21 protein-coding genes are annotated in these 26302 nt (G+C 61.0%); 17 read left to right on the top strand and 4 right to left on the bottom strand.

Translation table 11 applies throughout. The features are described 5' to 3' along the window. The first annotated feature begins 29 nt into the window (after window positions 1–29). The 4 genes from tagF (at window position 30) to tssA (ending at window position 5301) form a co-directional block, all read left to right on the top strand. Window positions 30–956 carry a type VI secretion system-associated protein TagF gene (gene tagF, locus ACEN83_RS19150; protein ID WP_495578086.1) on the top strand — a complete coding sequence of 309 codons (927 nt, stop codon included), beginning with the start codon at window positions 30–32 and terminating at the stop codon, window positions 954–956. Beyond that, on the top strand, window positions 953–3427 hold the full coding sequence (gene tssM / locus ACEN83_RS19155) for a type VI secretion system membrane subunit TssM (protein ID WP_495578087.1): 2475 nt from the start codon (window positions 953–955) through the stop codon (window positions 3425–3427). Before tagF ends, tssM begins: the two co-directional genes overlap by 4 nt. 163 nt (window positions 3428–3590) lie before the next feature. Then, on the top strand, window positions 3591–4109 hold the full coding sequence (locus tag ACEN83_RS19160) for an Hcp family type VI secretion system effector (protein WP_495578088.1): 519 nt from the start codon (window positions 3591–3593) through the stop codon (window positions 4107–4109). Between the two features lie 94 nt (window positions 4110–4203). After that, window positions 4204–5301: a type VI secretion system protein TssA gene (gene tssA, locus ACEN83_RS19165; RefSeq protein WP_495578089.1), complete on the top strand. Its 1098-nt coding sequence runs from the start codon at window positions 4204–4206 to the stop codon at window positions 5299–5301. A 154-nt stretch (window positions 5302–5455) separates the two neighbouring features. Here tssA and ACEN83_RS19170 read toward each other — a convergent pair whose 3' ends face one another. Together ACEN83_RS19170 and ACEN83_RS19175 are read right to left on the bottom strand one after the other, a co-directional pair. Next, a complete protein-coding gene (locus ACEN83_RS19170) occupies window positions 5456–5815 on the bottom strand; it encodes a DUF6124 family protein (protein ID WP_495578090.1) in 360 nt (119 codons plus the stop codon). 679 nt (window positions 5816–6494) lie between these two features. Then, a complete protein-coding gene (locus ACEN83_RS19175) occupies window positions 6495–7895 on the bottom strand; it encodes a J domain-containing protein (RefSeq protein WP_495578091.1) in 1401 nt (466 codons plus the stop codon). Between the two features lie 1088 nt (window positions 7896–8983). On the opposite strand from ACEN83_RS19175, the gene ACEN83_RS19180 reads away from it, so the two are divergent. From ACEN83_RS19180 to ACEN83_RS19215, 8 genes are all read left to right on the top strand, one after another. Beyond that, a complete protein-coding gene (locus tag ACEN83_RS19180) occupies window positions 8984–9574 on the top strand; it encodes an amino acid synthesis family protein (RefSeq protein WP_007978708.1) in 591 nt (196 codons plus the stop codon). Between the two features lie 44 nt (window positions 9575–9618). Beyond that, the gene (locus ACEN83_RS19185) at window positions 9619–10452 is read left to right on the top strand and encodes an alpha/beta fold hydrolase (RefSeq protein ID WP_007978706.1); all 834 of its coding nucleotides are present in this window, start codon (window positions 9619–9621) and stop codon (window positions 10450–10452) included. After that, window positions 10449–11930, top strand: a complete 1482-nt coding sequence (locus ACEN83_RS19190) for an aldehyde dehydrogenase (protein ID WP_495578092.1) — start codon at window positions 10449–10451, stop codon at window positions 11928–11930. Before ACEN83_RS19185 ends, ACEN83_RS19190 begins: the two co-directional genes overlap by 4 nt. A gap of 12 nt (window positions 11931–11942) precedes the next feature. Next, window positions 11943–12428, top strand: coding sequence for a flavin reductase family protein (locus ACEN83_RS19195; RefSeq protein WP_007978701.1), 486 nt, complete (start codon window positions 11943–11945; stop codon window positions 12426–12428). Between the two features lie 147 nt (window positions 12429–12575). After that, window positions 12576–14027 carry an NAD-dependent succinate-semialdehyde dehydrogenase gene (locus ACEN83_RS19200; RefSeq protein ID WP_495578093.1) on the top strand — a complete coding sequence of 484 codons (1452 nt, stop codon included), beginning with the start codon at window positions 12576–12578 and terminating at the stop codon, window positions 14025–14027. A 110-nt stretch (window positions 14028–14137) separates the two neighbouring features. Next, a complete protein-coding gene (locus ACEN83_RS19205) occupies window positions 14138–14527 on the top strand; it encodes a carboxymuconolactone decarboxylase family protein (protein WP_495578094.1) in 390 nt (129 codons plus the stop codon). A gap of 88 nt (window positions 14528–14615) precedes the next feature. Continuing rightward, window positions 14616–15368, top strand: a complete 753-nt coding sequence (locus ACEN83_RS19210) for a GntR family transcriptional regulator (RefSeq protein WP_007978695.1) — start codon at window positions 14616–14618, stop codon at window positions 15366–15368. Between the two features lies 1 nt (window position 15369). Then, complete coding sequence (locus tag ACEN83_RS19215) at window positions 15370–15933, top strand: NUDIX hydrolase (protein WP_258681567.1); 564 nt, start codon at window positions 15370–15372, stop codon at window positions 15931–15933. Between the two features lie 663 nt (window positions 15934–16596). Here ACEN83_RS19215 and ACEN83_RS19220 read toward each other — a convergent pair. Further along, complete coding sequence (locus ACEN83_RS19220) at window positions 16597–17436, bottom strand: AraC family transcriptional regulator ligand-binding domain-containing protein (protein ID WP_495578095.1); 840 nt, start codon at window positions 17434–17436, stop codon at window positions 16597–16599. A gap of 97 nt (window positions 17437–17533) precedes the next feature. Here ACEN83_RS19220 and ACEN83_RS19225 point away from each other — a divergent pair, with 97 nt between their 5' ends. Then, window positions 17534–18451: a LysR family transcriptional regulator gene (locus ACEN83_RS19225; protein ID WP_495578096.1), complete on the top strand. Its 918-nt coding sequence runs from the start codon at window positions 17534–17536 to the stop codon at window positions 18449–18451. A gap of 201 nt (window positions 18452–18652) precedes the next feature. On the opposite strand, the gene ACEN83_RS19230 is transcribed toward ACEN83_RS19225, so the two are convergent. Then, window positions 18653–19567 (bottom strand): LysR family transcriptional regulator, encoded by a 915-nt coding sequence (locus ACEN83_RS19230; protein ID WP_495578097.1) that lies wholly within the window; start codon window positions 19565–19567, stop codon window positions 18653–18655. 71 nt (window positions 19568–19638) lie between these two features. Here ACEN83_RS19230 and ACEN83_RS19235 point away from each other — a divergent pair, with 71 nt between their 5' ends. The 4 genes from ACEN83_RS19235 (at window position 19639) to ACEN83_RS19250 (ending at window position 26215) form a co-directional block, all read left to right on the top strand. Further along, a complete protein-coding gene (locus tag ACEN83_RS19235; protein WP_495578098.1) occupies window positions 19639–20703 on the top strand; it encodes an AraC family transcriptional regulator in 1065 nt (354 codons plus the stop codon). Between the two features lie 724 nt (window positions 20704–21427). Continuing rightward, window positions 21428–23368: an acyltransferase family protein gene (locus ACEN83_RS19240; RefSeq protein ID WP_495578099.1), complete on the top strand. Its 1941-nt coding sequence runs from the start codon at window positions 21428–21430 to the stop codon at window positions 23366–23368. Between the two features lie 481 nt (window positions 23369–23849). Then, a complete protein-coding gene (locus ACEN83_RS19245) occupies window positions 23850–25202 on the top strand; it encodes a UDP-glucose dehydrogenase family protein (protein ID WP_495578100.1) in 1353 nt (450 codons plus the stop codon). Then, window positions 25199–26215: an NAD-dependent epimerase gene (locus tag ACEN83_RS19250; protein WP_495578101.1), complete on the top strand. Its 1017-nt coding sequence runs from the start codon at window positions 25199–25201 to the stop codon at window positions 26213–26215. The genes ACEN83_RS19245 and ACEN83_RS19250 overlap by 4 nt, the downstream gene beginning before the upstream one ends. The last annotated feature ends 87 nt before the right edge of the window (window positions 26216–26302 follow it).

The following is a 26302-nucleotide window of genomic DNA, read 5'->3' on the forward strand; positions in this document are numbered from 1 at the left end:
CGTCGAACCTTGAACCCGGGAACCGGCCAATGATCGGCTGCTTCGGCAAGGTCCCCGCGAGCCCGGACTTCGTCAGCCTGCAAGGTGCGGGCGACGAGGTCTGCGAGTTCGATAGCTGGCTGCAAGGGGCGCTGGCCGCCCTGCAGCATCGCGAAGACTGGCGAGCGTTGTTCGACGCTTTGCCGGTGTGCTTTTTCAGCTATCGCGCGCGCAGCGGCAACTGGTTGCTGGGTGGGTTGATCAGCTCGAGGGATTCGAGTGGCCGACGCTATCCGTTTTTCATTTTCCAGACGCTCAAGGCCAGCGAAGCCGAACCGCTGGTCAATCCGTTCACCCTGGGCGAACTGTTCAGCGGGCAGATCAGGCCGCTGCTGCACATGGCGGTCCAGGGCGAAAGCACTTCGGTGCTGTTCGAGCGCATCAAAGCCCTGCGCCCGTTGCAAGGACAGGACTTCGAGTTGTTCCGTCGTGTGCATGACAAGTTCCTGGTGAACTTCAACCTGGGCGACATCGCCTGCGCGTTGCAGGGCACCTACCCGGAGTTCGTCACCAACGCCGTGCTGACCCGGCTCCAGGCCCTGAAAAGGCACCTCGATCAGGCCACGCCGATCGGCATCGCCCTGCCCTTGCCGGCGGAACGGGGATTGAAAAACCCGACCGCCGATTTGTGGGTCACCTGGCTGACGCAAATGACACCCGAACGCACCGTGCCGCAGATCAACCTGCTGGCGGACGACTTCATGCGCCCCCGGCTGATCTGCTTTGCCTCACGCAATACCAGCGATGCCTATCGCCTGCTGACCGGCATCCATGACCGCTCGCAGAGCTATGACGTGCTGGCGTCATTCGATGCCTTTGACGAGCACCACCGCACACACGCCTTTCCCGAAATCGACCGCCCTCTGGGTGACGTTATCGACCGTTTTGTCGATGCCCTGGATTCGAAGTCCGTATGAACAAGATCAAGTATTACTTCTTGCGCTATCAGCCCTACATCCTGGGGGTGTGCTTTTTCCTCGCTATCTTCGTGGTGTGGGGCACCGGGCGCGCGTTCGGCTTCAGTTCGCTCAACAGCCTGTTGACCGGCATCGGTGTGTTCCTGGGTCTGTCCGCCGGTTATGTACTGCTGCTTTATCGCGGCGTGTCCCGGCATCACAACCTCGAAGGACTGCTGCGTGAGGATGCCGACCAGGCCGTGTTGAATGCGAGCCCGGCGGATCGCGAGGAGGTCAGCCTGTTGCGCGAGCGCCTGTTGCAGAGCATCGAGCGCTTGCACAGCAACAAGCCACGGAGCAGCAACCCCAAGGATGCGCTGTATGCCCTGCCCTGGTACCTGGTGGTCGGCCAGCCTGCGGCAGGCAAGAGCACCATGCTTTACCAGTCGGGGCTCAATTTCCCTTACGCCGAGCGCGAAGGCGTGCGGGTCGCCGGTCTGGGTGGCACGCGCAATTGCGACTGGTTCTTCAGCTCCGAGGCCGTGCTTCTGGACACCGCCGGGCGCTACATGAACAACCAGGAAGAAGCCGGCAAATGGCGCGCCTTCCTGCAACTGCTGCGCCAGCATCGCCAGCGCCGGCCGCTCAATGGCCTGATCGTCACGGTGAGCATCCACGACATCCTGCAAGCCTCGCTCGAAGATCAGGAGCGCATCGCCAAACGCCTGCGCGAACGCATCCAGGAAACCCATGCCTTGCTGGAAGTGCGCCTGCCGGTCTACCTGGTGTTCACCAAGTGCGACCTGGTGCCTGGCTTTGCGCCCTTCTATCGCCAACTGGACGAGACCGCCCGTGGCGAAGTGATGGGCAAGACCTTTTCCCACAAAGGCTATGAGCAGGCCGACTGGGGGCAGCGCTTCGGCGTCGCGATGGACGAACTGGTCAGCTATTGGCAACAGGTGGCGAGCCAGCAACTGGTCACGCAGGACATCCAGATCACTCGGCAGGATTCGGCGGTGTACCGGTTCCCGCTGGAACTGGCGGCCCTCAAGCCACGGCTTCAACTGTTCGTCGATGCCCTGCTGCGCGCCAACCCATATCAGAGTGCGGAACTGCTGCGCGGCTTCTATTTCACCAGCGCCCTCGATGCCGACCAGCCGGAACTGGGTGGTCATGCACGTCAGGTGACGGAGCGCTTTTCGCTGGAAGGTGAGCGGGAGATCGCCGACGGCAATGCGCAGCCGCGTCCGTTGTTCATCAACAGCCTGTTCCGCAAGGTCATCATTCCCGACCAGCACCTGGTGGCGCTGTACACCACCAACCACCGCGAGCGTCGGCGCAGGGCCGCCTGGATCGGCGGTGCCGGACTGATCGCTGCATTGCTGTGCAGCCTGTTGGGCTGGTCGTACGTCAACAACAAGAACACCCTGCAGGGCCTGTCCACAGAGCTGACCCAGGCCGCCGCCGACGATCACTCGGCCACCGGGCAATACACCGCCTGGCAAACCCTGGATCGCCTGCGCTTCTGGACTGCGCACTACTACGCGCAACACCACGACCAGGGCGTGCCGCTGCGCCTGCGCCTGGGGCTCTATCAAGGCCACAAGGTCGAGCCACTGGTGCGCAGCCGCTATTTCGAACGCCTGGAAAGCGTGATGCTCAAGCCCACGGCCGACAACCTGACCCGTTCGCTGTATTTGCTGACCACCCTCAAGGTCTATCAGCGCAACGCCAAAGAGTTGATGCCCGTGACCGGCGTGGACAGCGTCGAACCCAAGGCGCTGCCCAATGACAACCGGGCGCAGTCCATCGCCGGTTTCGGCAAGGCGACGCTGGACACCTACGTCATGCTGTCGCGCGCCCAGCGTGAAAAGGCCGACCCCGGGTTCCTGAAAGCGAAAATCCCGGATTACTGGTACCCGGCGATTGCCCGTCAGGTCGGCAACGCCAGTGTCGCCGCCTCGGACTATGAGTTCGCCAGCCGCCAGATCAACTTCTACAGCGACCAGATCCACGAGCCGGACGTGCCGCGGATCCTCGACAACGCGTTCCTGATCTCCAGCTCGCGCAACTACATCAACAGCCTGCTGACCCAGTCGTTGCGCTCGATCGAAACCATCACGCTGGAGTCGGACACCCTGTTCGCCTTCGCCCGTGCGGATTTCCAGAGCCTGAAGACTGAAGGGCAAAGCCAGCTGAGTGCGATCGCCGGCAAGCTGCTCAGCACCCCCAACATCGGAAAAATCATCATCGCCGGGCACGCCGATCAACTCGGCGATCCCCAGGGCAACCTGCAGGTTTCCAGACAGCGGGCGCAAACCATCAAGACCTACCTGGTGGGCAAAGGCGTGCCCGGCGAGCTGGTGGAAGCGATCGGCGAAGGCAGCACCAAGCCTCTGGTCAAGTGCGACATGCAGCAACCCAGGGCCCAGCTGATTCACTGCCTGGAGCCTAACCGGCGAGTAGAAATCGAAGTGCGGGCACTCAACTGAGAAGGCGCGCCTTGTGAAGAAATACCGGCATCCGGGTCATCTCGACGAGAGGCCCGGGCCGGCATAAGACACCTCTCTTGATCGTTTCAAAGAGGTTAAAGCGAAGGGCTGTGACTTGCGCGCAAGTCGCCTCCCTTTAAATGAAGGTAAGGAGAAAATAGAAATGGCATTTGACGCATACATCCAGATCGACGGCATTCCAGGTGAAGTTCTGGACGACAAACACAAGGATTGGATCGAAGTGCTGGGCTACGAGTACGGCGCCACCCAAGCGACTTCCGCGACGGCCAGCTCGTCGGGCGGTGCTTCGTCGGAGCGTGTATCGTTGAGCGACTTCACAATCCGCAAAGCCGTGGACAAGGCTTCTGCCAAGCTGTTCGAACACTGCTGCAATGGCAAGCACATTTCCAAGATCCAGCTGAACGTGAACCGCGCCGGTGGCGACAAGGTGACCTACCTGACCATCAACCTGGAAGAAGTCGTGGTGTCTTCCGTGAAAGCGATCGCCGGCGGCAGCCAGAACGGTGAAGACAAAGATGTTGGCGATCTGCCGATCGAAGAAATCAGCTTCAACTTCGCTCGCATCAAGACCACCTACACCCAGCAGAGCCGTGCAAATGGCCAGGGCGGCGGTAACGTCACCGGTGGCTGGGACCGCACCTCGAACAAGGTTTTCGCATAACACCGTGGTAACGACGGGCCGCGCAAGCGGCTCGTTTTCAGCACCGTGCCTGCCCGGCGGGCACGGTGTTCTTTTAGCCTGATCAGAGTTTCCCATGTCTGAATTTCTCAACGACCTTTCGCTGGCCGAACTGACAGCGCCCATCAACGAGGGGAGCGGCGAAGACCTGAGCTTTTCCTCCTTGTTCGATCAGGTGAAAGAAGCACGGCGAGCAGACCCCGACTACCTGACCCAGGGTGACTGGCAAACCGACCTGAAGTCATCCGACTGGGACCTGACCCTCACCCTCGCTGCCCAGGGCCTGGCTCGCCAGAGCAAGGACCTGATGCTCGTCGCCTGGCTCAGCGAAGCCCTGGCGCACAAGTACCATTTCACCGGTATCACCTTCGGCCTGACCCTGGCCGAACGCATACTGGACAATTTCTGGACCGACCTCTTCCCGTCCCTCGAGGATGGGGTCGATGAACGCGCTGCCCGCCTGGCATGGATGAAAACGTCACTGGCGGATGTGGTGGGCGGACTGCCCATCACCCAGGGCCAACAATACGGCCTGCTGCGCTATGACGAATCCCGGCACATGGAAAACCTTGGGCTGCAGAACCCCCAGGCCATGCGTGCCGCCCTCGACGAAGGCAAGATCAACGCCGAGGTGTTCCAGCGTTCGGTGGTGCTGACCGACTCCGATCACCTGCGCCAGAAGGCCGGCGAAATAGCCGCCAGCCTCAACGCATGCCAACGGCTGCAGAACACGGTCGACAGGCTGTTCGGCCATGACGCGCCGAGTTTTGCCGGGCTCCACGACGTGTTGTCCCGCGCCGGCCAACTGGCCGAGAAGCTGCTCAAGGATCGCGGCATCGAACTGAACCCGGCCCCTGCCGCGCCCACCCCGGCCGTCTCCGAAAGCGCCGGCGTACAACCCACAGGTGCTGCAATGACCCAGAACCAGCAAGACCTTCCAGTCACGCCGCTGCGCACCACACCACAGACCCGCGACGAGGCGTTCACCCTGCTGGCGGGTATCGCGCAATTCTTCAAGCAGACCGAACCCCAGAGCCCTGTCCCCTACCTGATCGAACGCGCGATCAAATGGGGCAACATGCCGCTCGAGGGTTGGCTGAATGATGTGATCAAGGACAGCAATGTGGTGGACAACATCCGTGATGTGCTGGGGACCAAGGAAGCGAAGTCCTGATTGCTGACGGCAGGCTTTCAGCACAAACACAGAAAAACCTGTGGCGAGGGGGCTTGTCGGATCGCCGCACCGCCCCGTTGGGCTGCGCAGCAGCCCCAAAAAAGAGACCGCCGCGCATCACCATGAGCATCCCTCTCTCTCAAGCGAACTGCACCTACGCAGGCGGATCAATCTGATCCAGCACCCGGTTCGCCGTGATCTCCGCCAACATCACACTGTTGGAAATCCCCAGCAGCGCATTGCGCGAGCCACCGTCCAGATGATCCACCAACTGGTGGACCATCACATCCACCGAGGCCAGCGTCTCGACCAGATAAACCACCAGGGTTTCGGTATCGACTTCTGGGTCGACGGTAAACAGGGTGCTTACCTTACGCGGTGTGGCTTTGATATCGGCGGTCGAGGGGAAGTGGAAATCGAGGGCGCGCTTGGCGGCTTCGTTGAGTTTGTTTGAATCGGGTTCGTACGGGGATGCCGGATCGGTGTCCGGCGGGTTTGGGGTGACCTTGAACATATGCTGAGTTTCCTATTGGTGTGCCACCCCTCTTGCGACTAAACGAAAGGGGAGGCAGCTGCACGCAGGTTAGTCGACCGGGAAACTCAGCAATCCGGCGCGCCCGAAGGCGCCCTACGTACAGCCACCATCAAATACAGGCAAAAAAGACCTGCTGACAGATGCATGCACAACTGAGTTAACGCGAGCGACTAAACCCGACCACTGATGGGCAGTGGCAGGGAAACGATAGAGGCCGGCCCCAAGGCGTACAAGCCGGCGGATTCTGGCGTAACCGTAGGCAACGGCGCAAGGTCTTGTAGCTTTCGGGTCGTAACCTACAACGCTTTTAAACAAGTGCTCTTTGGCGATGTTGATTGATCTGATGTGCACCTCTTATACGAAGTGAAATCCAGGTGCAGGCTAGTCGCGAGTTCACCAACGAAGAGCAGTTCGGTGCACTAATGACCTCAGGCGATGAGCAGCCCAGACACGCGCGGCAACTGGTAAAACTCATCGTGGGCCACATGATTCACATTGAATCCATCTACGCTCAAATTTACATACTGTGCCGCCGAGCCATACACTCTGAAAAGCAATTCTCACTACGGAGTCGATATGAAATATTACACGGACTGCAGCACCACGATTTTTATTGGCTCACATGAATCATGAAACGCTTTGAAGCCTTTCAAGTTCGTTAGAACTCATCCTCTGAAAGCCCGTAAGTTGCAGTGTTGCCATTCGCCACCTTGTAGAGAGTAAGCGTGATAACACTGTACTGGGTCCCTTTGTATGTGGTGGATTCAGTTAGCTCCATAGATTCCGAGCGCGAAAGGCCGCCGGAAGTCAGATCGCGATACCGTACATCATAGTTGCCAGCAGTAAGATTCTTCATGGTGAAGCTGCTGCGTGCAGGAATAAAAATCTGCCTGGCCGGCCGGGCTAGCTTACCTTCCAACGCAACGAGTTTCAGCAGAACGTCCGAGTTGTTCTGCCCATTGTCGATCGTCACCTCCGAATGGCCAGTCTTGTGCGTTTGAGGTTCACCAACCAAGTACCCCGCGGTTTTAGGCCATGGTCGGCCATTTGGGGCCGTCTTTGAACGCACATAGGCCGGTTTTTTTGCCACCACCTGCTGTGGGGTGTTGGTAGTCGACGCAGGCTGAACAGCTATACCACCCGGCCCATTTGTGGAGGTTGCTAATGGGGCAGGTTGCGCGGAATACGGCATTGGTCCAGGTGGCGGGGAATAGTGTGTCTGGGGAGAATTAATTATCGCGACGGCAATCACTCCAGCCGCCGCAATCGCACCAAGATGGACAAAAAAACGACCGTGTATGGGTCCCCAGTTGTTTTTCAATCGATTGGCTTTGTTGTTGCCACCCAATTCGACCATAAATGCTTCAAGATTGCTGATCAGACTGTCTCGCTCACTTTCTTCGGCACTTTGGCGGCTAGGTGTATTCGGCACTTTCCTGCAGTACTTAATCGCGTCTTCGGCGAGTGACTGTGCCAGGTCAGGACGTCCAGTCGCATAGAAATAGTAAGCTTGGTAACCCAGCAATCTGGCATTTTCAAGCGGTGGATGCGTGCCACCGAACATGTTGCTCACCAATGCGTGTGCAGTGTAAAGCGGCCCCCATGGAAAGCCCCACCAACCGAGCAACCAACTGGTTGCTGATGCTTTCAGAGACTGTTTCTGAGCACATTCACTGCAATACACACCAGCGATAGGTTTGCGAACAGTTGCCACCAGGAAGCTTTTTACAGATCGGAATACCACGAGTCTTGGTTGAGCCGAAACTTTTGTGCAGAGAGAGCAGACGATAGGGTCTGGCACTTTAGATGTCGCGGGTTCAGTGGCAGCAGTTTGAGTACCCCCGCTGTCATATTCGGTCCTGGAGACGGGGTTCGATAGCACCGCATAAGCTTCATTTAAGAATTGAAATTGCCGGGTGGTATCGTTTCCAGGGTTGCGATCAGGGTGTAGGTCCATGGCGCGCCTTCGGTAGGCGGCCTTGATCTGTTCATCCCCGGCGGTCGAGGTTAACCCCATGACTAAGTAATATCCCTTAGGATCATCTTTGTCGTGTCGCATATAACGATCCTTGTCACGCCGGCGAGGTACCAGGCACATTGTTTTTATATTAGGAAAGGGCATCATCCATCCCTCAGACCCAATATTGGCCGCTGAAAGTACTCCATCGAACAATCAGAAGAGATGGTGATTCCCTAGGGACACATCATAGTAGCCATATGCTACTTTTTTCGTCCATCGTAATTGCTCGTCGGCAGCATATCTTTAGCGGTTTGGGCATCCTTATTACCAGTACTGCTCGGTAGTCGCCCTAACGCCCCCCTAAACTTTGGTCCTTCACACATTCCCGGGAAACTGTAGGAATCAGCTTGCTGGCGATGAACTCCAGTGCGCCGCGTTCATCCAGTTCACCCGCGTTATCGTTGACGACCATCGCTGGCAAGCCAGCTCCCACAAGGGGCCTGCCCACGCTGAAAATTTGTAGGAGCCAGCCTGCTGGCGATGGACTCCAGGGCGCCGCGCTTATCCAGTTCACCCGCGTTTTCGTTGACGACGTCACTCCCTCCTTCTACCCCCTCTGTAAAGATCAATAGATAACCCTGTGGCGAGGGAGCTTGCTCCCGCTGGACTGCGCAGCAGTCCCTTTTTTTGGTTGTTCACGTAATTCCGGAGAGCACCGATAACGGCAGAAGCCGGCTTGCTGGCGATGGCGGGCTGGCGGATTTTGTTGGTGGTGCACGCGTTCCCCTGTAGGAGCTGCTGAAGGCTCGGGCCGCGTTCGGACGATCTTTTGATCTTGATCTTCAGCAATCTCCAGATCGCAAAATCAAAATCAAAAGATCGCAGCCTTCGGCAGCTCCTACAGATCTGTTTTCCCCCGGGATTTCGTGAAGAACCTTTTTTTGGCAGCTTCGCACTGGAGCGCCCCGCGGGAGCAAGCTCCCTCGCCACAGATACAGTGTTCATCCCTTCCTGAACAAAACTCCCACCCAGGCGACGTAAACCCCTGCCTGCCGTTTGTCCGCTGCGACCGGTGGCACACACTTTTGCACGCCATCCAGCCAGAAACTCCGCTCGGGGACTTGTGCTATCGGTATTATGGTATACCATCAGACGCACAGACACCCAAAACCTCCACGGAGCAGCTCATGAGTTTCGAAATCCGCAAGATCGTCAGCTATGTCGAAGAAACCTTTATTGAAGGCGGCAAAGCCACCGATAAGCCCGTGACCATGGTCGGTCTGGCCGTGGTGATGAAAAACCCCTGGCTGGGCAACGGTTTCGTCGAAGACCTGAAACCACAGATCCGCGCCAACTGCTCCGACCTCGGCGCACTGATGGTCGAGCGCCTGGTGGGCATCATCGGCGGTGCCGAGAAGATCGAGGCTTACGGCAAGGCTGCGGTGGTGGGTGCCGATGGCGAAATCGAGCACGCTTCGGCGGTGATCCACACCCTGCGCTTCGGCAACCACTACCGCGAAGCGGTCAAGGCCAAGAGCTACCTGAGCTTCACCAACAAGCGCGGCGGCCCGGGCACCTCGATTCAGATCCCGATGATGCACAAGGACGACGAAGGCCTGCGTTCGCACTACATCACCCTGGAAATGCAGATCGAAGACGCCCCGCGTGCCGACGAAATCGTCGTGGTCCTGGGTTGCGCCGACGGCGGCCGCCTGCACCCGCGCATCGGCAACCGCTACATCGACCTGGAAGAACTGGCCGCCGAAAAAGCCCAGTAACCGGCCGGCAGAACGACAACAAGAAGGCATTGCAGGAGCACTCCATGATTCGGCTCACCGCTGAACTCACCCCGGCTGGCACCAGTTACCTGGCGACCGGCCAAGGCCAGCCCGTGGTCTTGATCCACGGCGTGGGCCTGAACAAAGAAATGTGGGGCGGCCAGATCGTTGGCCTGGCCACGAAGTACCGCGTCATCGCCTACGACATGCTCGGCCATGGCGCCAGTCCGCGGCCGGAGAGTGGCACACCGCTGCTCGGCTATGCCGACCAGTTGCTGGAGCTGCTCGACCACCTGCAATTGCCCAAGGCAACGGTGATCGGTTTTTCCATGGGCGGGCTGGTGGCGCGGGCGTTTGCCCTGCACTACGCGCAACGCCTGGAAGGCCTGGTGGTGCTCAACAGTGTGTTCAACCGCAGCGCCGAACAGCGCGCGGGGGTCATCGCCCGTACCAGCCAGGCTGCCGAACACGGGCCGGACGCCAATGCCGAAGCGGCGCTGTCGCGCTGGTTCAGCCGCGAATACCAGGCCGCGAACCCGGCGCAGATCGCCGCGATCCGTCAGACCCTGGCCGGCAATGACCCGCAGGGTTACCTGACCACCTATGAACTGTTCGCCACCCAGGACATGTACCGCGCCGACGATCTGGGCAGCATCCGCGTGCCGACGCTGATCGCCACCGGCGAACTGGACCCCGGCTCGACCCCGGAAATGGCCCGGCAACTGGCCGAACGCATTCCCGGTGCGACCGTTGCCGTGCTCGCCGAGCAACGGCATATGATGCCCGTAGAATCGCCGCGCCTGGTCAACCAGCTGTTGCTGGAGTTTCTGCAGGCCGCGCACTCCCAACAAAACCAGATCAAGGGGATCGTTGCATGACACTCGCACGCTTCCAGATGTGCATCGGCGGTGAATGGGTCGATGCCCTGTCCGGCAAGACCTTCGAAAGCCTCAACCCGGCGCTGGCCGAACCTTGGGCTGAATTGCCCGATGCCGACGAAGCCGATGTCGAGCGCGCCGTACAAGCCGCGCAAACCGCTTTCGACAGCCCGGCCTGGCGCGGCTTGACCGCCACCGTGCGCGGCAAATTGCTGCGACGCCTGGGCGACCTGATCGCCGAAAACAAGGAACAACTGGCGCAGCTGGAAAGCCGCGACAACGGCAAGCTGATCCGCGAAACCCGTGGCCAGGTCGGTTATCTGCCGGAGTTCTTCCACTACACCGCAGGCCTGGCCGACAAGCTCGAAGGCGGCACCCTGCCGCTGGACAAGCCGGACCTGTTTGCCTACACCGTGCACGAAGCCATGGGCGTGGTTGCCGCGATCATCCCGTGGAACAGCCCGCTGTACCTGACCGCGATCAAACTCGCTCCGGCCCTCGCCGCAGGCAACACCATCGTGATCAAGCCGTCGGAGCACGCCTCGGCGACTATCCTCGAACTGGCGCGCCTGGCCCTGGAAGCCGGGATTCCGCCGGGGGTGGTCAACGTCGTCACCGGTTATGGCCCGAGCACCGGCGCCGCCCTCACCCGCCATCCGCTGGTGCGCAAGATCGCCTTCACCGGCGGCGCGGCCACGGCGCGGCATGTGGTGCGCAGCAGTGCGGAGAACTTCGCCAAGCTGTCACTGGAACTGGGCGGCAAATCGCCGAACATCATTTTCGCCGACGCCGACCTCGACAGCGCGATCAACGGCGCCATCGCCGGGATCTACGCCGCCTCCGGGCAGAGCTGCGTCTCCGGTTCGCGCTTGCTGGTACAAGATGAAATCTACGACGAGTTCGTCGGCCGTCTGGTGGAACGCGCACAGCGCATTCGCATCGGCAACCCCCAGGAAGACAGCAGCGAAATGGGCCCGATGGCCACCGCGCAGCAACTGGCGGTGGTCGAAGGCCTGGTGGCCGATGCCATTGCCGAAGGTGCGCGTCTGCGCCTGGGTGGCAAGCGTCCGCAGAATCTGGGCGACGGCTGGTTCTACGAACCGACGCTGTTCGAGTGCGACCGCAACTCGATGAAGATCATGCAGGAAGAAGTCTTTGGCCCGGTGGCTTCGGTCATCCGTTTCAAGGACGAAGCCGAAGCCCTGGCGATCGCAAACGACTCGCAGTTCGGCCTCGCCGCCGGCATCTGGACCCGCGACCTGGGCCGTGCCCACCGCCTGGCCCGGGACGTGCGTTCGGGGATCATCTGGGTCAACACCTACCGCGCGGTCTCGGCCATGGCGCCGATCGGCGGTTTCAAGAACAGCGGCTATGGACGCGAAAGCGGCATCGATTCGGTGCTGGCCTACACCGAGCTGAAAACGGTGTGGATCAACCTGTCCCAGGCACCGATGCCTGATCCCTTCGTGATGCGCTAGGAGTCCTGGAAAATGATCGAACCCGGCATTTACAAAGACGTGATGAGCTCGTTCCCGTCCGGGGTCACGGTGGTCACCACCCTGGACCCGGACGGCGGCATCGTCGGCATCACCGCCAGCGCCTTCAGTGCGCTGTCGATCGACCCGGCACTGGTGCTGTTCTGCCCCAACTACGGCTCCGACACCTACCCGGTGCTGCGCGACAGCAAGCAGTTCGCGATTCATTTGCTGTCCGCCGAGCAGACCGCCGAAGCCTATGCCTTCGCCGGCAAAGGCAAGGACAAGGCCAAAGGCATCGAGTGGCACCTGAGCGAACGGGGCAACCCGATCCTGGCCAAGGCGACGGCCATCATCGAGTGCGAACTGTGGCGCGAATACGACGGCGGTGATCACGCGATCATCGTCGGCGCGGTGAAGAACCTGATCCTGCCCGAGCAACCGGTGACACCGATGATCTACCACAAAGGCAAGCTGGGCCCGCTGCCTGCCCTGGCCTGATGGCTCGACACAATCCCCCTGTGGGAGCGAGCTTGCTCGCGATGACGGTGTATCAGTGACATAGATGTTGAATGTCAGTCCGCTATCGCGAGCAAGCTCGCTCCCACAGGTACCGCGGTGCATATTCTTTTTTTGTCAGGAGCCGGCATGAGCCCAGCAGCCTCGTTACTGTTCCGCCAGCAGGCCTACATCAATGGCCAATGGCTGGATGCGCCCGATGGTGCGCAACAGGACATCTTCAACCCGGCCACCGGCGAGTTGATCGGCCAGGTGCCGAACCTCGGCGCCGGGCATGCGCGTCTGGCCATCGACGCCGCCAACAAGGCCTGGCCGGCCTGGCGCGCGCTGACCGCCAAAGAGCGCAGCAATAGGCTCAAGCGCTGGCATGCCCTGATGCTGGAAAATGCCGACGCCCTGGCCGAAATCCTCACCCTCGAACAAGGCAAGCCACTGGCCGAAGCCAAGGGCGAAATCCTCTACGCCGCAAGCTTCATCGAGTGGTTCGCCGAAGAAGCCAAGCGCATCTACGGCGACACCATTCCCAGCCACAAGGGCGATGCGCGCATCGTGGTGAGCAAGGAGCCGATTGGCGTGGTCGCGGCCATCACGCCGTGGAATTTCCCGGCGGCGATGATCACCCGCAAGGCCGGCCCGGCGTTGGCCGCCGGTTGTCCATGCATCGTCAAGCCGGCTCCGGAAACACCCTTCTCGGCACTGGCCATGGCTGCGCTGGCGGAACAGGCCGGCATTCCAGCGGGTATTTTCAACGTGATCACCGGCGACGCCATCGCCATCGGTGGCGAGCTGACCACCAGTGCGCAGGTGCGCAAACTGTCGTTCACCGGCTCCACCGCCATCGGCAAACTGCTGATGGCCCAGTGCGCACCGACGCTGAAAAAAGTCTCGCTGGAGCTGGGCGGCAACGCGCCGTTCATTGTCTTCGACGACGCCGATCTGGAGCGTGCAGTCGAGGGTGCGCTGATCGCCAAATTCCGCAACGCCGGGCAGACCTGCGTCTGCGTCAATCGCTTCCTGGTGCAGGCCGGCATCCACGACGCCTTTGTCGCACGCCTTGCCGAGCGGGTTTCGCAGCTCAAGGTCGGCAGCGGTTTCGAAGAGGGTGTCACCCAGGGCCCGCTGATCAACGAGCGTGCCGTGGCCAAGGTCGAAGAGCACGTGCAAGACGCCCTGGCCCAGGGTGCACGACTGCTGTGCGGCGGCGAGCGTCATGCGCTGGGCAACGGTTTCTTCCAGCCGACCGTGATCACAGGCGTCACCCCACAGATGAAAGTCGCCCGCGATGAAACCTTCGGTCCGCTGGCCGCAGTGTTCCGTTTCGACACCGAGGCCCAGGCCATCGAAATGGCCAACGACACCGAATTCGGCCTCGCCGCCTACTGCTACACCCGCGACCTGGGCCGCGCCTGGCGCATGAGCGAGGCGCTGGAGTACGGCATGGTCGGGATCAACGAAGGGCTGATTTCCACCGAAGTCGCACCCTTCGGCGGCATCAAGTCCTCGGGGCTGGGCCGTGAAGGCTCGAAGTACGGCATCGAGGATTACCTGGAACTCAAATACACCTTGATGGGCGGCCTTTGAGCCGCGCGTTCAACCTGTAAGAGCCGGCTTGCCGGCGAATGCGTCCTCAAGAACGCCATCGCCGGCAAGCCGGCTCCTACAGATCCGTGCCCCCACAGGAGACAATCGGAATGAACAACGAAAAATACGAGAAAGGCCTGAAGATCCGCACTCAGGTATTGGGCGAAGCCTACGTCAAGCGCTCCATCGAGAACGCCGACGACTTCACCCGCCCCTTGCAGGAGATGGTCACCGAATATTGTTGGGGTCATGTCTGGGGCCGTGAGGGTTTGTCGCTCAAGGAGCGCAGCATGATCAACCTGGCGATGATCTCGGCCCTCAACCGGCCCCATGAACTCAAGCTGCATGTGCGCGGCGCCTTGCGTAACGGCCTGAGTCATGAGCAAATACGCGAAATATTGCTTCAGGTCGGCATTTATTGCGGTGTCCCCGCTGCCGTAGACAGTTTCCGGCTCGCCCGTGAAGCCTTCGCCGAAGCCGATGCCGAGGCCTCCAGTTAACCCTTGGCTGTTTGATCCGACCGAGCACCGGGATTCCCGTAATCGAAGTGCTCTTTTTGCATGGACAGCCACAATCAGAGCGGACCCCATGAAACGCCTGCCACTCGACGACAGCTTCAAGGTCAATCGCAACCCCGTCACCCTGCGCGAAATCGTGCTGGATAAACTGCGAAGCGCCATCATGAACTTCCAGCTCCTGCCGGGAGACCGTCTGGTCGAACGCGATCTGTGCGATCGCCTGGGCGTCAGCCGTACTTCCGTGCGCGAAGCCTTGCGTCACCTGGAATCCGAAGGCCTGGTGGAATTCGCCGATGCCAAGGGCCCGCGTGTCGCGATCATTACCCTGGCCGATGCCGTGGACATCTACGAGCTGCGCTGCGTGCTCGAAGGGCTGATCGTGCAACTGTTCACCCTGCGCGCCAAGGCCAAGGACATCAAGGCCCTGGAAAAAGCCCTCGAAGAAAACCGCAAGGCGCTCAAGGACGGCGAGCTGCAACAGGTCATCGATTCGGTGCAGGGTTTCTACGACGTGCTGCTCGAAGGCTCGGGCAACCATGTCGCGGCCACTCAGTTGCGCCAGTTGCAGGCACGCATCAGCTACCTGCGCGCGACCTCGGTGTCCCAGGAAAACCGTCGCGGCGCCAGCAACCAGGAAATGGAACGCATGGTCGAGGCGATCAAGGGCGGCGATCCGCTGGCCGCCCACCAGGCTTGCGTCGACCACGTGCGCGCGGCTGCGGCCGTGGCCCTGGACTACCTCAAGCGCAAGCAGGAAGAAACCGGCGACGTCCCGGCGATCACCCTGCCCATCGCGCTGAAAGAACCGCGCATAGGTCGCTGAGATGTTCAGCCCGAGCTTTTGCCCCAGGTGCGGCAGCGCTGATCTCGGTCAGCAACTGCCGCCGGGCGATACGCACGAGCGCCTGATGTGCCGCGGTTGCGGCTACATCCACTACATCAATCCGAAAATCATCGCCGGCTGCATCATCGAACAGGACGGCAAGTACCTGCTGTGCCAGCGCGCCATCCCGCCGCGCCCCGGCACCTGGACCCTGCCCGCGGGCTTCATGGAAAGCGGCGAGACCACCGAACAGGCGGCCTTGCGCGAGGTCTGGGAAGAAAGTGGCGTGCGTGCGGAAATCGTCTCGCCCTACTCGATTTTCAGCGTGCCCAAGATCAGCGAGGTGTACATCATCTTCCGCGCCATCGCGCTGGAGATCACCGGGCAATACGGGCCGGAAACCCTCGACTACAAGTTCTTCGCGCCTGAGGAGATTCCCTGGGACAGCATCTACTATCCGGCGATCCGGCAGATTCTCGAGCGTTATATCGAGGAGCGGCAGGCCGGGGTGTATGGCATTTACATGGGCAATGATGACAGCGGGAAGATTCACTTTATTCGCTGATTCGTCTTTGCTTTTGACTGTGTACCTGGAAAAACGGAACGCCGCCCGGCCTGTAGGAGCTGCCGAAGGCTGCGATCTTTTGATTTTGATTTTTAAGAACGGAAGATCAAGATCAAAAGATCGCAGCCTTCGGCAGCTCCTACATTGACCGAGTACACCGCGAATATCGTGGACGGACAAAAATCCCTGTAGGAGCTGCCGCAGGCTGCGATCTTTTGATTTTGATTTTTAAGAGCGGAAGATCAAGATCAAAAGATCGCAGCCTTCGGCAGCTCCTACAGGGGGAATGCGTTTAGCCGAACGGCGTACACAAACGCTCTTCACCACTCAACAGGCCGACCGTTAGCTCGCCTGCAGCTTGTGATCTTGATCCACCCGCCCCCTCGGCAGGCTGAGCGCAGGTGTTCATCCGGGGATTGGCGCGCAGCGCCGTTCGACGCAGTCGAACTCATTGCATGTAGGTCGAAGCGAAGCCGACCGGAGGGCAATGCCCCCGGATGAATACCGGAGCGAAGGAACCCCGAGCCTCAGCGAGGGGCCATACGTTCGGGGCGAGCGTTTTTTTGGTTACTTTTTTTAGGCGCTTGTAAAAAAAGTGACTCGCCGTAAGGGCGAAACCATAAGCCGCCGTTACCGCAGCAACGGATATGTCCCCAACAAAGCCTACACCCCCAGACGAAACTGCTTGGGCGTAACCCCAAACCGCTTCCGAAACGCCCGAATAAAATTACTGGCCTGCCGATACCCCAACCGCTCGGCAATCCGCTCAATCGGCTGATCGCCGGCCGTCAACCAATGCCGCGCCAACTCCAGACTGTCGCTACGACTCTGTTGCGCCGCCGCAGTCTGCCAATGCCGCAACATGCTCTGATGCAAAAACCCATTGGCCCCCAGCAACGGCTCATCAAGGCTAGCCGCTGGCAGGCTCAAACACGGATGTGCCCCCTCCAGCACTTCGATGCCCACGCTACGCAACCACTGCCCGGCCGCCTGCTGCGGCGTCAGGTGCACACGGACAAACACCTCGGCAGGCGCCCGCCCCAAGCGTCGGGCAATGTTGCGCACCAACGTCAGGGTCGCCGCATCGAGGCCGAAAAAATGCGCCTGCCGGCCAGCACTGCGCAAGTGCAGGCGAGCCTGCCCCTCACCCTCCTCCAGTTCCGCCACAACATAATTGGTCACCCGAGGCAGGAAATCAGTGAAGCACGCCAGGCTCGCGCGCAAGGTGGCGGCGGAATCCAGCAGGATGTTCAAACCCCGCAACGTGGTGGTCGCCATGCCATTGACCAGCTCACAGCCAAACGACGCCCCCGCGCCCGCACGCTCGCACTCGTTCCACAGACGCTCGACCAGGTGCGCAGGCACGTGCAGATCCTGCCCTTCGAGCAACGAAAGACAGATGCCGGCCCGTTGCAGCAGTTGGTCCTGGCACAGGCCGGACTGCCGGGCATGGCTGAGAATGGTGCGGGTAAAGGCGCTGGAAATGAACGGTTGGCAGGTCATGGCACGTTACGGCGAGAAGACAGGCGTGTACTTATGCCAGCCTCTGTGCTATCGATCCAATGCATTAAAAGTATCCACCAAATGCAGGAGACGCATGATGGATCTACGACAACTTCGCCACCTTGTCGCCCTGGCCGATTACCGCAATTTCGGGCGTGCGGCCGAGGCGATCAACCTCAGCCAGCCGGCCTTCAGCCGCAGCATCCAGACCCTGGAGCGCGACCTCGACTGCACGCTGGTGGAGCGCAGCAGCCGCGAATTCCGCCTGACTGGCCAGGGTGAACTGGTGCTGCAACATGCCCGGCGCCTGCTCGCCGGCAGCCAGGCCCTGCACAACGAACTGACGCAATACAACGGCCTGACCGGTGGCGAGTTGCACTTCGGCTGTGGCCCGTATCCGGCCCAGGTGCTGGTGCCCGAGGCGCTGGCGGAATTCATCCAGGCGCACCCGGCGATCCGCATCAGTTTCCACCAGGGCGACTGGGAACAACTGGCGGTCTGGCTTCGTGAGCAGCAGATCGAATTCCTCGTGGCCGACGCGCGGTACTTCACCGGCGACCCGCAATACCAGGTACAGCTGTTGCGCCCCCGGCGCGGGCGGTTCTTTTGCCGTGTCGGTCATCCCTTGGCGCAACAGTCGGACCTGTCCCTGCGCGCCCTGCTCGACTACGCGGTGGTCGGCACGCGAATACCACCGATGATCCGCAAGATCCTCGCCGACGCGCAGGGCGAGGCGGACTTCAACCCGAGCGTGGAATGCGCGCAGTTCGATGCCATCCGCCGCGTGGTGATGCGCTCCGACGCGGTGGGGATCGCGACCATGGAAGCCCTGGCCGAACTGGTCGACCAGGGCCAGATCCGCCTGCTGGAGTTTGCCGACGTGCCCAAGGGCGACCCCGGCCTGCAATTGCACTACGGCATCGTCAGCCGCGCCGGCCACTCCCTGACACCGGCGGCACTGGCGATGGTCGAGGCAGTGCTGACGGTTGACCGGCGTTTGCTGGCGTCGAATTAGGCCCCTCAAGCAGCTCCACAAATCCATGTGGCGAGGGGGCTTGCCCCCGTTGGGCTGCGAAGCGGCCCTAAAACTGCCAGCCTATTTCTTCGGGTAGAACCAACATTGGTATTACGACCGCTTCGCGGTCGAACGGGGCGATGCGGCGTTCCGACAAGCCCCCTCGCCACATTGCAATGCACAACCCTGGTTGTGTGGGCGTCACGCCCGCCGCGCCAGCGCCTGCAATGCCCGGGGCTCACCGAGGGCGCGCAGCAGGCAATGCATCGCCTCCTCGCGGCAGCGCTCGAAGCGATAGCGGGACTCGATGTACAGCGCCAGTTTCAACTCCACGGGCTCGTCCAGGGGCAGCGGCACGTGTTGCAGGCCCAGCACACTGGCGACCCGGCTCGGCAGGCTGATGCCCAGCGGCTGGCGGTCGGCGATCAGCTTCGCGGCCAGGGTGCTCTGGGTGCTCATCGCGATATGGCGGCGCAGGCCTTTCAAGCCGAGCTGCAAATCCACCGGGCTGAGTCCGTCGCGGCGGCTCGACACCTGAATCTGCGGTTGCTCCAGGTACTCCTGCAGGGTGCGCGGCGGCGCCTTGAGCGCGGCGCCATAGGCGAACACGTAATGGTCGGCGGGCAATGCCTGTTTGTGCAGGCCGGCCAGCCCGGCCAGCGGCTGGTCGAGGTCGATCAGGATATCCAGCTTGCCGCTGGCCAGGTCCTGCAAGGCGTCACGGCGCCGGGGCTGGAAATAACGTACCTGCCAATCGGCATGGGGCGATTCGAGCAAGGCATCGAGCAGCACCGGTTGCAGGCAATCCAGGCAACTGATGCGCAGCAGCGGATTGTTCTGCCGCGCGGCGGGGATCATGCGCAAGCCATCGCGCAATGACTCGAGTGCCGCACGCACGTAGTCGGCCAGACGATGGGCGACCAGTGTCGGCGTCACGCCCAGGCGACTTTTGATGAACAGCGGATCGCCGCACAACTCGCGCAGGCGGCGCAACGCATTGCTCATGGCCGGTTGCGACAGGCACATCACCTCGGCGGCACGGGTGACGCTGCGCTGCTGGTAAATCGCATCGAAGGCGAGCAACAGGTTCAAATCGAGCTGGCGTAAATCAAGCATGGTCTTGCTCCGGCAAATCGCTTAACGTCGGGCAGCCTAACCAGTGTTCCGGAACAAGCTGTGAGCCCTACATGACAAAAAGCGATCAGCCACTGCACGATCAAGCCATACCCAATGCGTTCTACGCACCGACCCTGCTGCCGGCCATCGAAGAGCTGCTGGCACGTGGCGTGGACCGCGAACACATCGAAGGCCTGTTCCGTCGCAGCCTGTTCGAGTTGCGCACGCCCTTCATGCGCGTTCCGCTGTTCATGTCGCGGCGCTTCTGGGCGTTTGCCCTGGAGCGGACCGGCGACCCGCTGATCGGTCTGGCGGCCGGTCGGCGCTTCGTTTCCACCGCCACCAATGGCCTCACATACCTGTTCGATGTGGCCGAATCACTGGACAGCGCCTGCCAGTATTTCGTGCGCTTCTTTCCGTTTTTCAACGGGCACTTCCAGGCGCAAATCCTGCGCGGCGGCGATACCGTCGAACTGCGCCTGCTTGATCGCGGCAGCGTGAAAGCCAGCACAGCCACCGCCGATTACATCCTCATCAGCCTGTGCAGCATGTTGCGGCGCAAGTTCCTCGCCAGCGGCCTGGAACGCGATCCGGTGCTGGGCATCGGGCTGACCGGGCCCTGCACCGCCAACCCGCAGGAACACGAGCAAGCCTTCCGCGCCCCCGTGCAGTGGCAACAGGCACAACACTCGATCCGCCTCGATCCACAACTGTTCGTCATCCCGTTGACGCCGGGCAATCATGAACTGGAGCAGACACTGGTCGAACTGCTGGAGCAGACCCGACGCAACAGCGAACCGACCTTGCTGGAGCAAGTCTGCGACCATTTGATCGTCGACCTCGCACAAGCCAACTGGCAGCAATGGTGCAATGCCCAGCATCTGCTCGAGCGCACCGCAGCCCGACGCTTGAAGGCGTTGGGCTGGAGTTTTTCCGAGTTGCTCGACGAGTACCGCCGCTTCCGGGCCGAAGATTTTTTGCAGGGGACAGACCTGGAGCTGGTGGAGATTTCCGATCGCCTGGGCTACAGCGATGTTCAAAGCTTCAACCGTGCCTGCCTGCGGTGGCTGGGGTGCGCGCCGGGCGCCTGGCGAGCCCGGCTCCTGCAAGGGACCGCGCCCACGCTGAAACTGTAGGAGCCAGCTTGCTGGCGATGGACTCCAGTGCGCCGCGTTGATCCAGCTCACCCGCGTTATCGTTGACGACCATCGCTGGCAAGCCAGCTCCCACAAGGGACCATGCCCACGCTGAAACTGTAGGAGCCAGCTTGCTGGCGATGGACTCAAGTACGCCGCGTTCATCCAGTTCACCCGCGTCATCGTTAACGACCATCGCTGGCAAGCCAGCTCCCACAAGGGGGTGTGCCCACGCTGAAACTGTGGGAGCCAGCCTGCTGGCGATGGACTCCAATGCGCCGCGTTTATCCAGCTCACCCGCGTTATCGTTGACGACCATCGATGGCAAGCCAGCTCCTACAGGGGACCGCGTTCATCCAGGTCACCCGCGTTATCGTTGACGACCATCGCTGGCAGGCCAGCTCCTACAGGGGACCCGCGTTGATCCAGCTCACCCGCGTTATCGTTGACGACCATCGCTGGCAGGCCAGCTCCTACAGGGGACCCGCGTTCATCCAGCTCACCCGCGTTATCGTTGACGACCATCGCTGGCAAGCCAGCTCCCACAAGGGACAGTGAAAGCCACAAAAAAACCAGGCTCGTGCGTCACGGGTGTCATCGGTTTTTTGCGTCCCCCCGGTTTCCAGCTACAAATGATGGGTGGGTTGAGTGTCCGCAATCCTGACAGCGATGGTCAGGGGGCGGACGTCGATGGATGGCTTCGGTTTTACGGATGGTCAGGCGCATGGCTCAAGGCAAGTATCGCTCCGACATAGATGGGCTGCGCGCTGTCGCGGTGATTGCAGTGCTGCTGCATCACCTCAAGGCCGGTCTGTTGCCCGGCGGCTATGTGGGCGTCGACATCTTCTTCGTCATCTCGGGATTCCTGATCACGTCCCAGGTGTTTTCCGAGGTCAAGCGCAATGCCTTCTCGCTCAAGGGCTTTTATCAGCGGCGCATCAACCGCATCGTGCCGGCGCTGGCGACGGTGCTGCTGGCGACCGTGATCGCCGGCGCCTTCATCCTGTCTCCGGTCGATCTGGTCCGGCTCAACGTCAGCGCCCTGCTCTCGCTGCTGGGTGTCTCGAACATCTACATCTGGGTCAAGTACGGCAACTACTTCGCCGCCGATGCCAGCGAAGCGCCTTTGCTGCACACCTGGTCGCTGGGTATCGAAGAACAGTTCTACGTCATCTGGCCGCTGTTCATCGTGTTGCTGTATCGCCTGGCGCCGCGTTACGTGTTGCCCGTGCTGGCCATCGGCGTGGTGCTGGCGGTGGGGGTTTCCGAGTACGCGACGGGGGTCTTCGCCACGGCGGCCTACTACCTGCTGCCCACGCGTTTTTTCGAGCTGATGCTGGGCGGGCTGTTGGCGATCTACCTCCATTCACCGCGCGTGATCGGCAAACGGGCGGCCCATGGCTATGCATTGGCGGGCTATCTGCTGATCGGTTTCTCGCTGTTTGCCTTGAACCCCAATTCCACCTTTCCCGGGATCAACGCCCTGATTCCCTGCCTGGGCGCCGCCTTGCTGATCCTGGCCGGCAGCGGTGAACGCCATTCACGCTTGCTCACCAGCCGGCCCATGGTGTTTGTCGGCCTGATCTCCTACTCGCTGTATTTGTGGCACTGGCCGCTGATTGCCTTCCTGAGCTACGTGGAAATCCCCATCGACCTGCCCGTGGGCGCGCTGCTGATTGCCGCCGCTGTCCTGCTGTCGTGGCTGTCCTGGCGGTACGTCGAAGTGCCGTTTCGCCGTACCGGGGCCAGCCTGCACTTTGCCCGGGTGTTCACCCGCCGGTTTGCCCTTCCGGCGTTGGGGCTGGCCGTGCTGGCGGGGCTGAGCCTGCAGTTCAACGGCTTTCCACAACGCTTCAACGCCGACGTTTCAGCGCTTGAAGCGATGACCCTGAACAAGCCTGCCGAGGTCCGCCGCGGCTGCCATGTGCCCAATGCGCTGTACAAGACCGAACCCAACGAGCACTGCCGGCTGGGCGCAACCAAGGATGAACTGGACGGCATCATGATCGGCGACTCGTTTGCCAATCACTTCACCGGCATGGTCGACATCCTGGCCAGGCCCAACAACATCATGCTCATGGACTACACCATGGACTCCTGCCCGCCGATCCTCGGCTACACCGCCGAAATGCCTCCGGTGTATGCGGCCCATTGTGCGAAACGCAATGAGCGGGTGTTCAGCCTGATCGAGCAGAACAAGTATCGCTACGTGGTACTGGCGGCGATCTGGCCCAAGGATGCCAGGGCCAGGGATCTGGTCGAGGCGAGCCTGCGGCGGGTGGTGGAGAACAGCGGCCAGGTGATCGTCATCCTGAGCAACCAGCACATCGAAAAGGCCGCGAGTTGCCCGATTCGCCGGCTGATGTTCGACACCGGGCGCAACTGCTCGGTGACCCAGAGCGCTCTGGCGCCCTATTGGGCGGACGTGCGGGCCAGGTTCCCGCAGATACGCTTCATCGACCCCAATCAGGTGATATGCCCGGCCGGCGTGTGCAGTCCGATCATCGAGGGTCAGTTGCTGTACCTGGACGACTCACACTTGAACGAAGTGGGCTCGCGGTTTATCGGCCACGCCTTGCTCGATCGTGGCTTCTCCCTCCTGCACGACCCCAAGTCCAACCCGCAAACCGCCGACGCAAGGTCGGGTGCCAGCGTGGTCAATTGACCCCACCTCCCCCGCTCACGGGCGCCCGGCAGAAGGTGCGCCCGGCTCATGAAACGGCCAATGGCCCTCCACCCGTCGACTTCTCGGATCGTTGAATTTGCCATGCCCCGACAGGCACCTGTCAATAGATTGTCGGTCGATTCTTGACGATAGCATATGGCCACATACGCGTAAGAGTAGTCGGAATTTGGGGAAAAGCGTCAAGAAACCGGTGACTCAAATCTGACACACTCAAGCTGCTACAACCCTTGTATTTCGCGGCTTACGACCGTTTATCGCTTTCTTTGGATTTTCGCCAATCGCCCAAAATCGGGGGAAAACCCAACAGTGGTGCGAGGTTGATGGCATTTGGCCCCCCGAGTTTGGGGGTGTCTTGCCCATTTAACATGCCGGATGGCTGACGCGGTTTTCCGAGGCTGGTCTATACCCCTTTTGACAGTTTTACTTCGCAACTCTCCACCGTCTTACGAGGCACGCCAATATGGACGTGAGCGTATTTGGTACGGGCTATGTTGGCCTGATACAAGCAGCGGCACTGGCCGATGTCGGGCATCGTGTCCTGTGTGTCGACATCGACCCGAACAAGATCCGGCAACTGCAACAGGCCGTGCCACCGATCAGTGAGCCAGGGCTTTCCGGCACCCTTGAAGAAAACATCAAGGCCGGTCGCCTGCTCTTCACCACCCAGGCCAGCGATGCGGTGGAGCATGCCGATCTGATCTTCATCGCCGTCGGTACACCCTCCGACGAAGACGGTTCCGCCGACCTCAGCCATGTGCTGAACGTGGCCCGGCAGATTGCCAGTTTCATGGAGGCCGACCGCACCCTGATCATCAAGTCCACGGTGCCGGTCGGTACGGCGGACCAGGTCAGTGCCACCGCGGTCGAAGAGTTGCAGCGCCGCGGCAAAGGCTCGTTGAAGGTTCGGGTGGTGTCCAACCCGGAGTTTCTCAAGGAAGGCAGTGCCCTGGCCGATTGCATGCGTCCGGACCGGATCATCATCGGTACCGCTGACGATGAAGCCCGCAGCCAGATGAGCGACCTCTACGCGCCGTTCTGCCGTAACCGCGAAAAACTGATGTTCATGGACAATCGCAGTGCCGAGCTGACCAAGTACGCGGCGAACGCGATGCTGGCCACGCGCATCAGTTTCATGAACGAACTGGCCAACCTCACCGAGTTGCTGGGCGCCGATATCGAAGCGGTGCGCAAAGGCATCGGTTCGGACCCACGCATCGGTTACCACTTCATCTACCCCGGCTGCGGCTTCGGCGGTTCCTGCTTCCCCAAGGACCTGCGCGCCCTCCTGCACACCGCCGAGCAAAGCGGCATGCCCTTGCGTCTGCTGCGCAGCGTAACCGAGGTCAACGACCGCCAGCGCCATATTCTGTTCAGCAAACTCAAGGCGCAATTCCCCGGCGGACTGGCCGGCAAATCCATCGCCGTGTGGGGCCTGGCGTTCAAACCCAACACCGATGACATGCGCGAAGCCCCCAGCCGTTATCTGATGGAGGCACTCTGGGCCGAAGGCGCAAGCGTGCAGGCCTACGACCCGGAGGCCATGTCCGAATGCCGGCGCCTCTACGGCTACCGTGACGACCTGCACCTGTGCGCCACCCGCGATGACACACTCGAAGACGCCGATGCCCTGGTGATCTGCACCGAGTGGAAGAACTTCCGCGTGGTCGACTTCGACCTGCTGGCGAGCAAACTGCGCTGCCGGGTGATCATCGACGGGCGCAACCTCTACAACCCGGAGCAGGTGGCGGCTGCCGGCCTGCACTACAGCGGCATCGGCTTGCGCCACATCGTGCCCGAGGCCGTGCGTCCATGAAGATTCTCGTCACCGGAGCGGCCGGTTTCATTGGTGCCCATTGCGTGCTGCGACTGTTGCGCGATGGCCACCAGGTATTCGGCCTGGACAACTTCAACAGCTACTACGACCCGCAACTCAAGCACGATCGCGTGCGCTGGGTGCAGGAGCAGGCACGCCCTTTCCAGCTCGAAACGGTTGACCTGGCCGATACGCCGGCCATAGAGGCACTGTTTGCCAGGGAGAAACCCGAGGTGGTGATCCACCTCGCCGCCCAGGCCGGTGTGCGCTACTCCCTGGAAAATCCCCGGGCCTACCTCGACAGCAACTTGAGCGGTTTCCTGAATATCCTCGAAAGCTGCCGCAACCACCCGGTCAAACACTTGATCTACGCCTCGTCCAGCTCGGTGTATGGCGCCAACCAGCACACACCCTACTCGGTGCGCGATGGTGTCGATCATCCGCTCTCGCTGTATGCCGCGACCAAGAAGTCCAACGAGTTGATGGCCCACAGCTACAGCCACCTGTTCGGCATTCCCTGCACCGGGCTGCGCTTCTTCACGGTATACGGCCCCTGGGGACGGCCTGACATGTCGCCGATCCAGTTCGCCCGGGCCATTGCCGAAGAGCAGCCACTGAAGCTGTTCAACCACGGCGAGCACCAGCGCGACTTCACCTACATCGACGACATCGTCGAGAGCATCACGCGCCTGATCGAGTGCCCACCGCACGCCAATGATCAATGGGACCGCGAACACCCGGACCCGGCCACGAGCATGGCGCCCTGGCGGATTTTCAATATCGGCGGCCAGCACCCGGTAGCGCTCAAGGATTACCTGGCGCTGCTGGAAAAACACATGGGGCAAAAAGCCCGGGTCGAGCTACTGCCGCTGCAGCCCGGCGATGTCCTCAATACCTGCGCCGATGCCAGCGACCTGGCTCGCGCGACCGATTTCCAGCCGCGCATAGAGCTGGATGAGGGACTTGGGCAGTTTGTTGCCTGGTTCCGCGCTTATTACCAACCAACTAATTAATAATTAGTACTAACTGAGTAGTTAAATAATCAGCACTAATCCAGCAATTAAATAATTAGCACTAATCAACTAATTAATTAGTGATTA

It is taken from the genome of Pseudomonas sp. Pseusp49 (assembly GCF_059491875.1).

Excerpts from the sequence above, each read along its gene's own strand:
- tssM (WP_495578087.1), top strand. The coding sequence starts at position 953 with ATGAACAAGATCAAGTATTACTTCTTGCGCTATCAGCCCTACATCCTG.
- ACEN83_RS19195 (WP_007978701.1), top strand. The coding sequence starts at position 11,943 with ATGATCGAACCCGGCATTTACAAAGACGTGATGAGCTCGTTCCCGTCC.
- ACEN83_RS19245 (WP_495578100.1), top strand. The coding sequence starts at position 23,850 with ATGGACGTGAGCGTATTTGGTACGGGCTATGTTGGCCTGATACAAGCA.
- ACEN83_RS19200 (WP_495578093.1), top strand. The coding sequence starts at position 12,576 with ATGAGCCCAGCAGCCTCGTTACTGTTCCGCCAGCAGGCCTACATCAAT.
- tssA (WP_495578089.1), top strand. The coding sequence starts at position 4,204 with ATGTCTGAATTTCTCAACGACCTTTCGCTGGCCGAACTGACAGCGCCC.
- ACEN83_RS19170 (WP_495578090.1), bottom strand. The coding sequence starts at position 5,815 with ATGTTCAAGGTCACCCCAAACCCGCCGGACACCGATCCGGCATCCCCG.
- ACEN83_RS19235 (WP_495578098.1), top strand. The coding sequence starts at position 19,639 with ATGACAAAAAGCGATCAGCCACTGCACGATCAAGCCATACCCAATGCG.
- tagF (WP_495578086.1), top strand. The coding sequence starts at position 30 with ATGATCGGCTGCTTCGGCAAGGTCCCCGCGAGCCCGGACTTCGTCAGC.
- ACEN83_RS19180 (WP_007978708.1), top strand. The coding sequence starts at position 8,984 with ATGAGTTTCGAAATCCGCAAGATCGTCAGCTATGTCGAAGAAACCTTT.
- ACEN83_RS19250 (WP_495578101.1), top strand. The coding sequence starts at position 25,199 with ATGAAGATTCTCGTCACCGGAGCGGCCGGTTTCATTGGTGCCCATTGC.
- ACEN83_RS19225 (WP_495578096.1), top strand. The coding sequence starts at position 17,534 with ATGGATCTACGACAACTTCGCCACCTTGTCGCCCTGGCCGATTACCGC.
- ACEN83_RS19190 (WP_495578092.1), top strand. The coding sequence starts at position 10,449 with ATGACACTCGCACGCTTCCAGATGTGCATCGGCGGTGAATGGGTCGAT.
- ACEN83_RS19160 (WP_495578088.1), top strand. The coding sequence starts at position 3,591 with ATGGCATTTGACGCATACATCCAGATCGACGGCATTCCAGGTGAAGTT.
- ACEN83_RS19175 (WP_495578091.1), bottom strand. The coding sequence starts at position 7,895 with ATGCGACACGACAAAGATGATCCTAAGGGATATTACTTAGTCATGGGG.
- ACEN83_RS19215 (WP_258681567.1), top strand. The coding sequence starts at position 15,370 with ATGTTCAGCCCGAGCTTTTGCCCCAGGTGCGGCAGCGCTGATCTCGGT.
- ACEN83_RS19210 (WP_007978695.1), top strand. The coding sequence starts at position 14,616 with ATGAAACGCCTGCCACTCGACGACAGCTTCAAGGTCAATCGCAACCCC.
- ACEN83_RS19205 (WP_495578094.1), top strand. The coding sequence starts at position 14,138 with ATGAACAACGAAAAATACGAGAAAGGCCTGAAGATCCGCACTCAGGTA.
- ACEN83_RS19240 (WP_495578099.1), top strand. The coding sequence starts at position 21,428 with ATGGCTCAAGGCAAGTATCGCTCCGACATAGATGGGCTGCGCGCTGTC.
- ACEN83_RS19230 (WP_495578097.1), bottom strand. The coding sequence starts at position 19,567 with ATGCTTGATTTACGCCAGCTCGATTTGAACCTGTTGCTCGCCTTCGAT.
- ACEN83_RS19220 (WP_495578095.1), bottom strand. The coding sequence starts at position 17,436 with ATGACCTGCCAACCGTTCATTTCCAGCGCCTTTACCCGCACCATTCTC.
- ACEN83_RS19185 (WP_007978706.1), top strand. The coding sequence starts at position 9,619 with ATGATTCGGCTCACCGCTGAACTCACCCCGGCTGGCACCAGTTACCTG.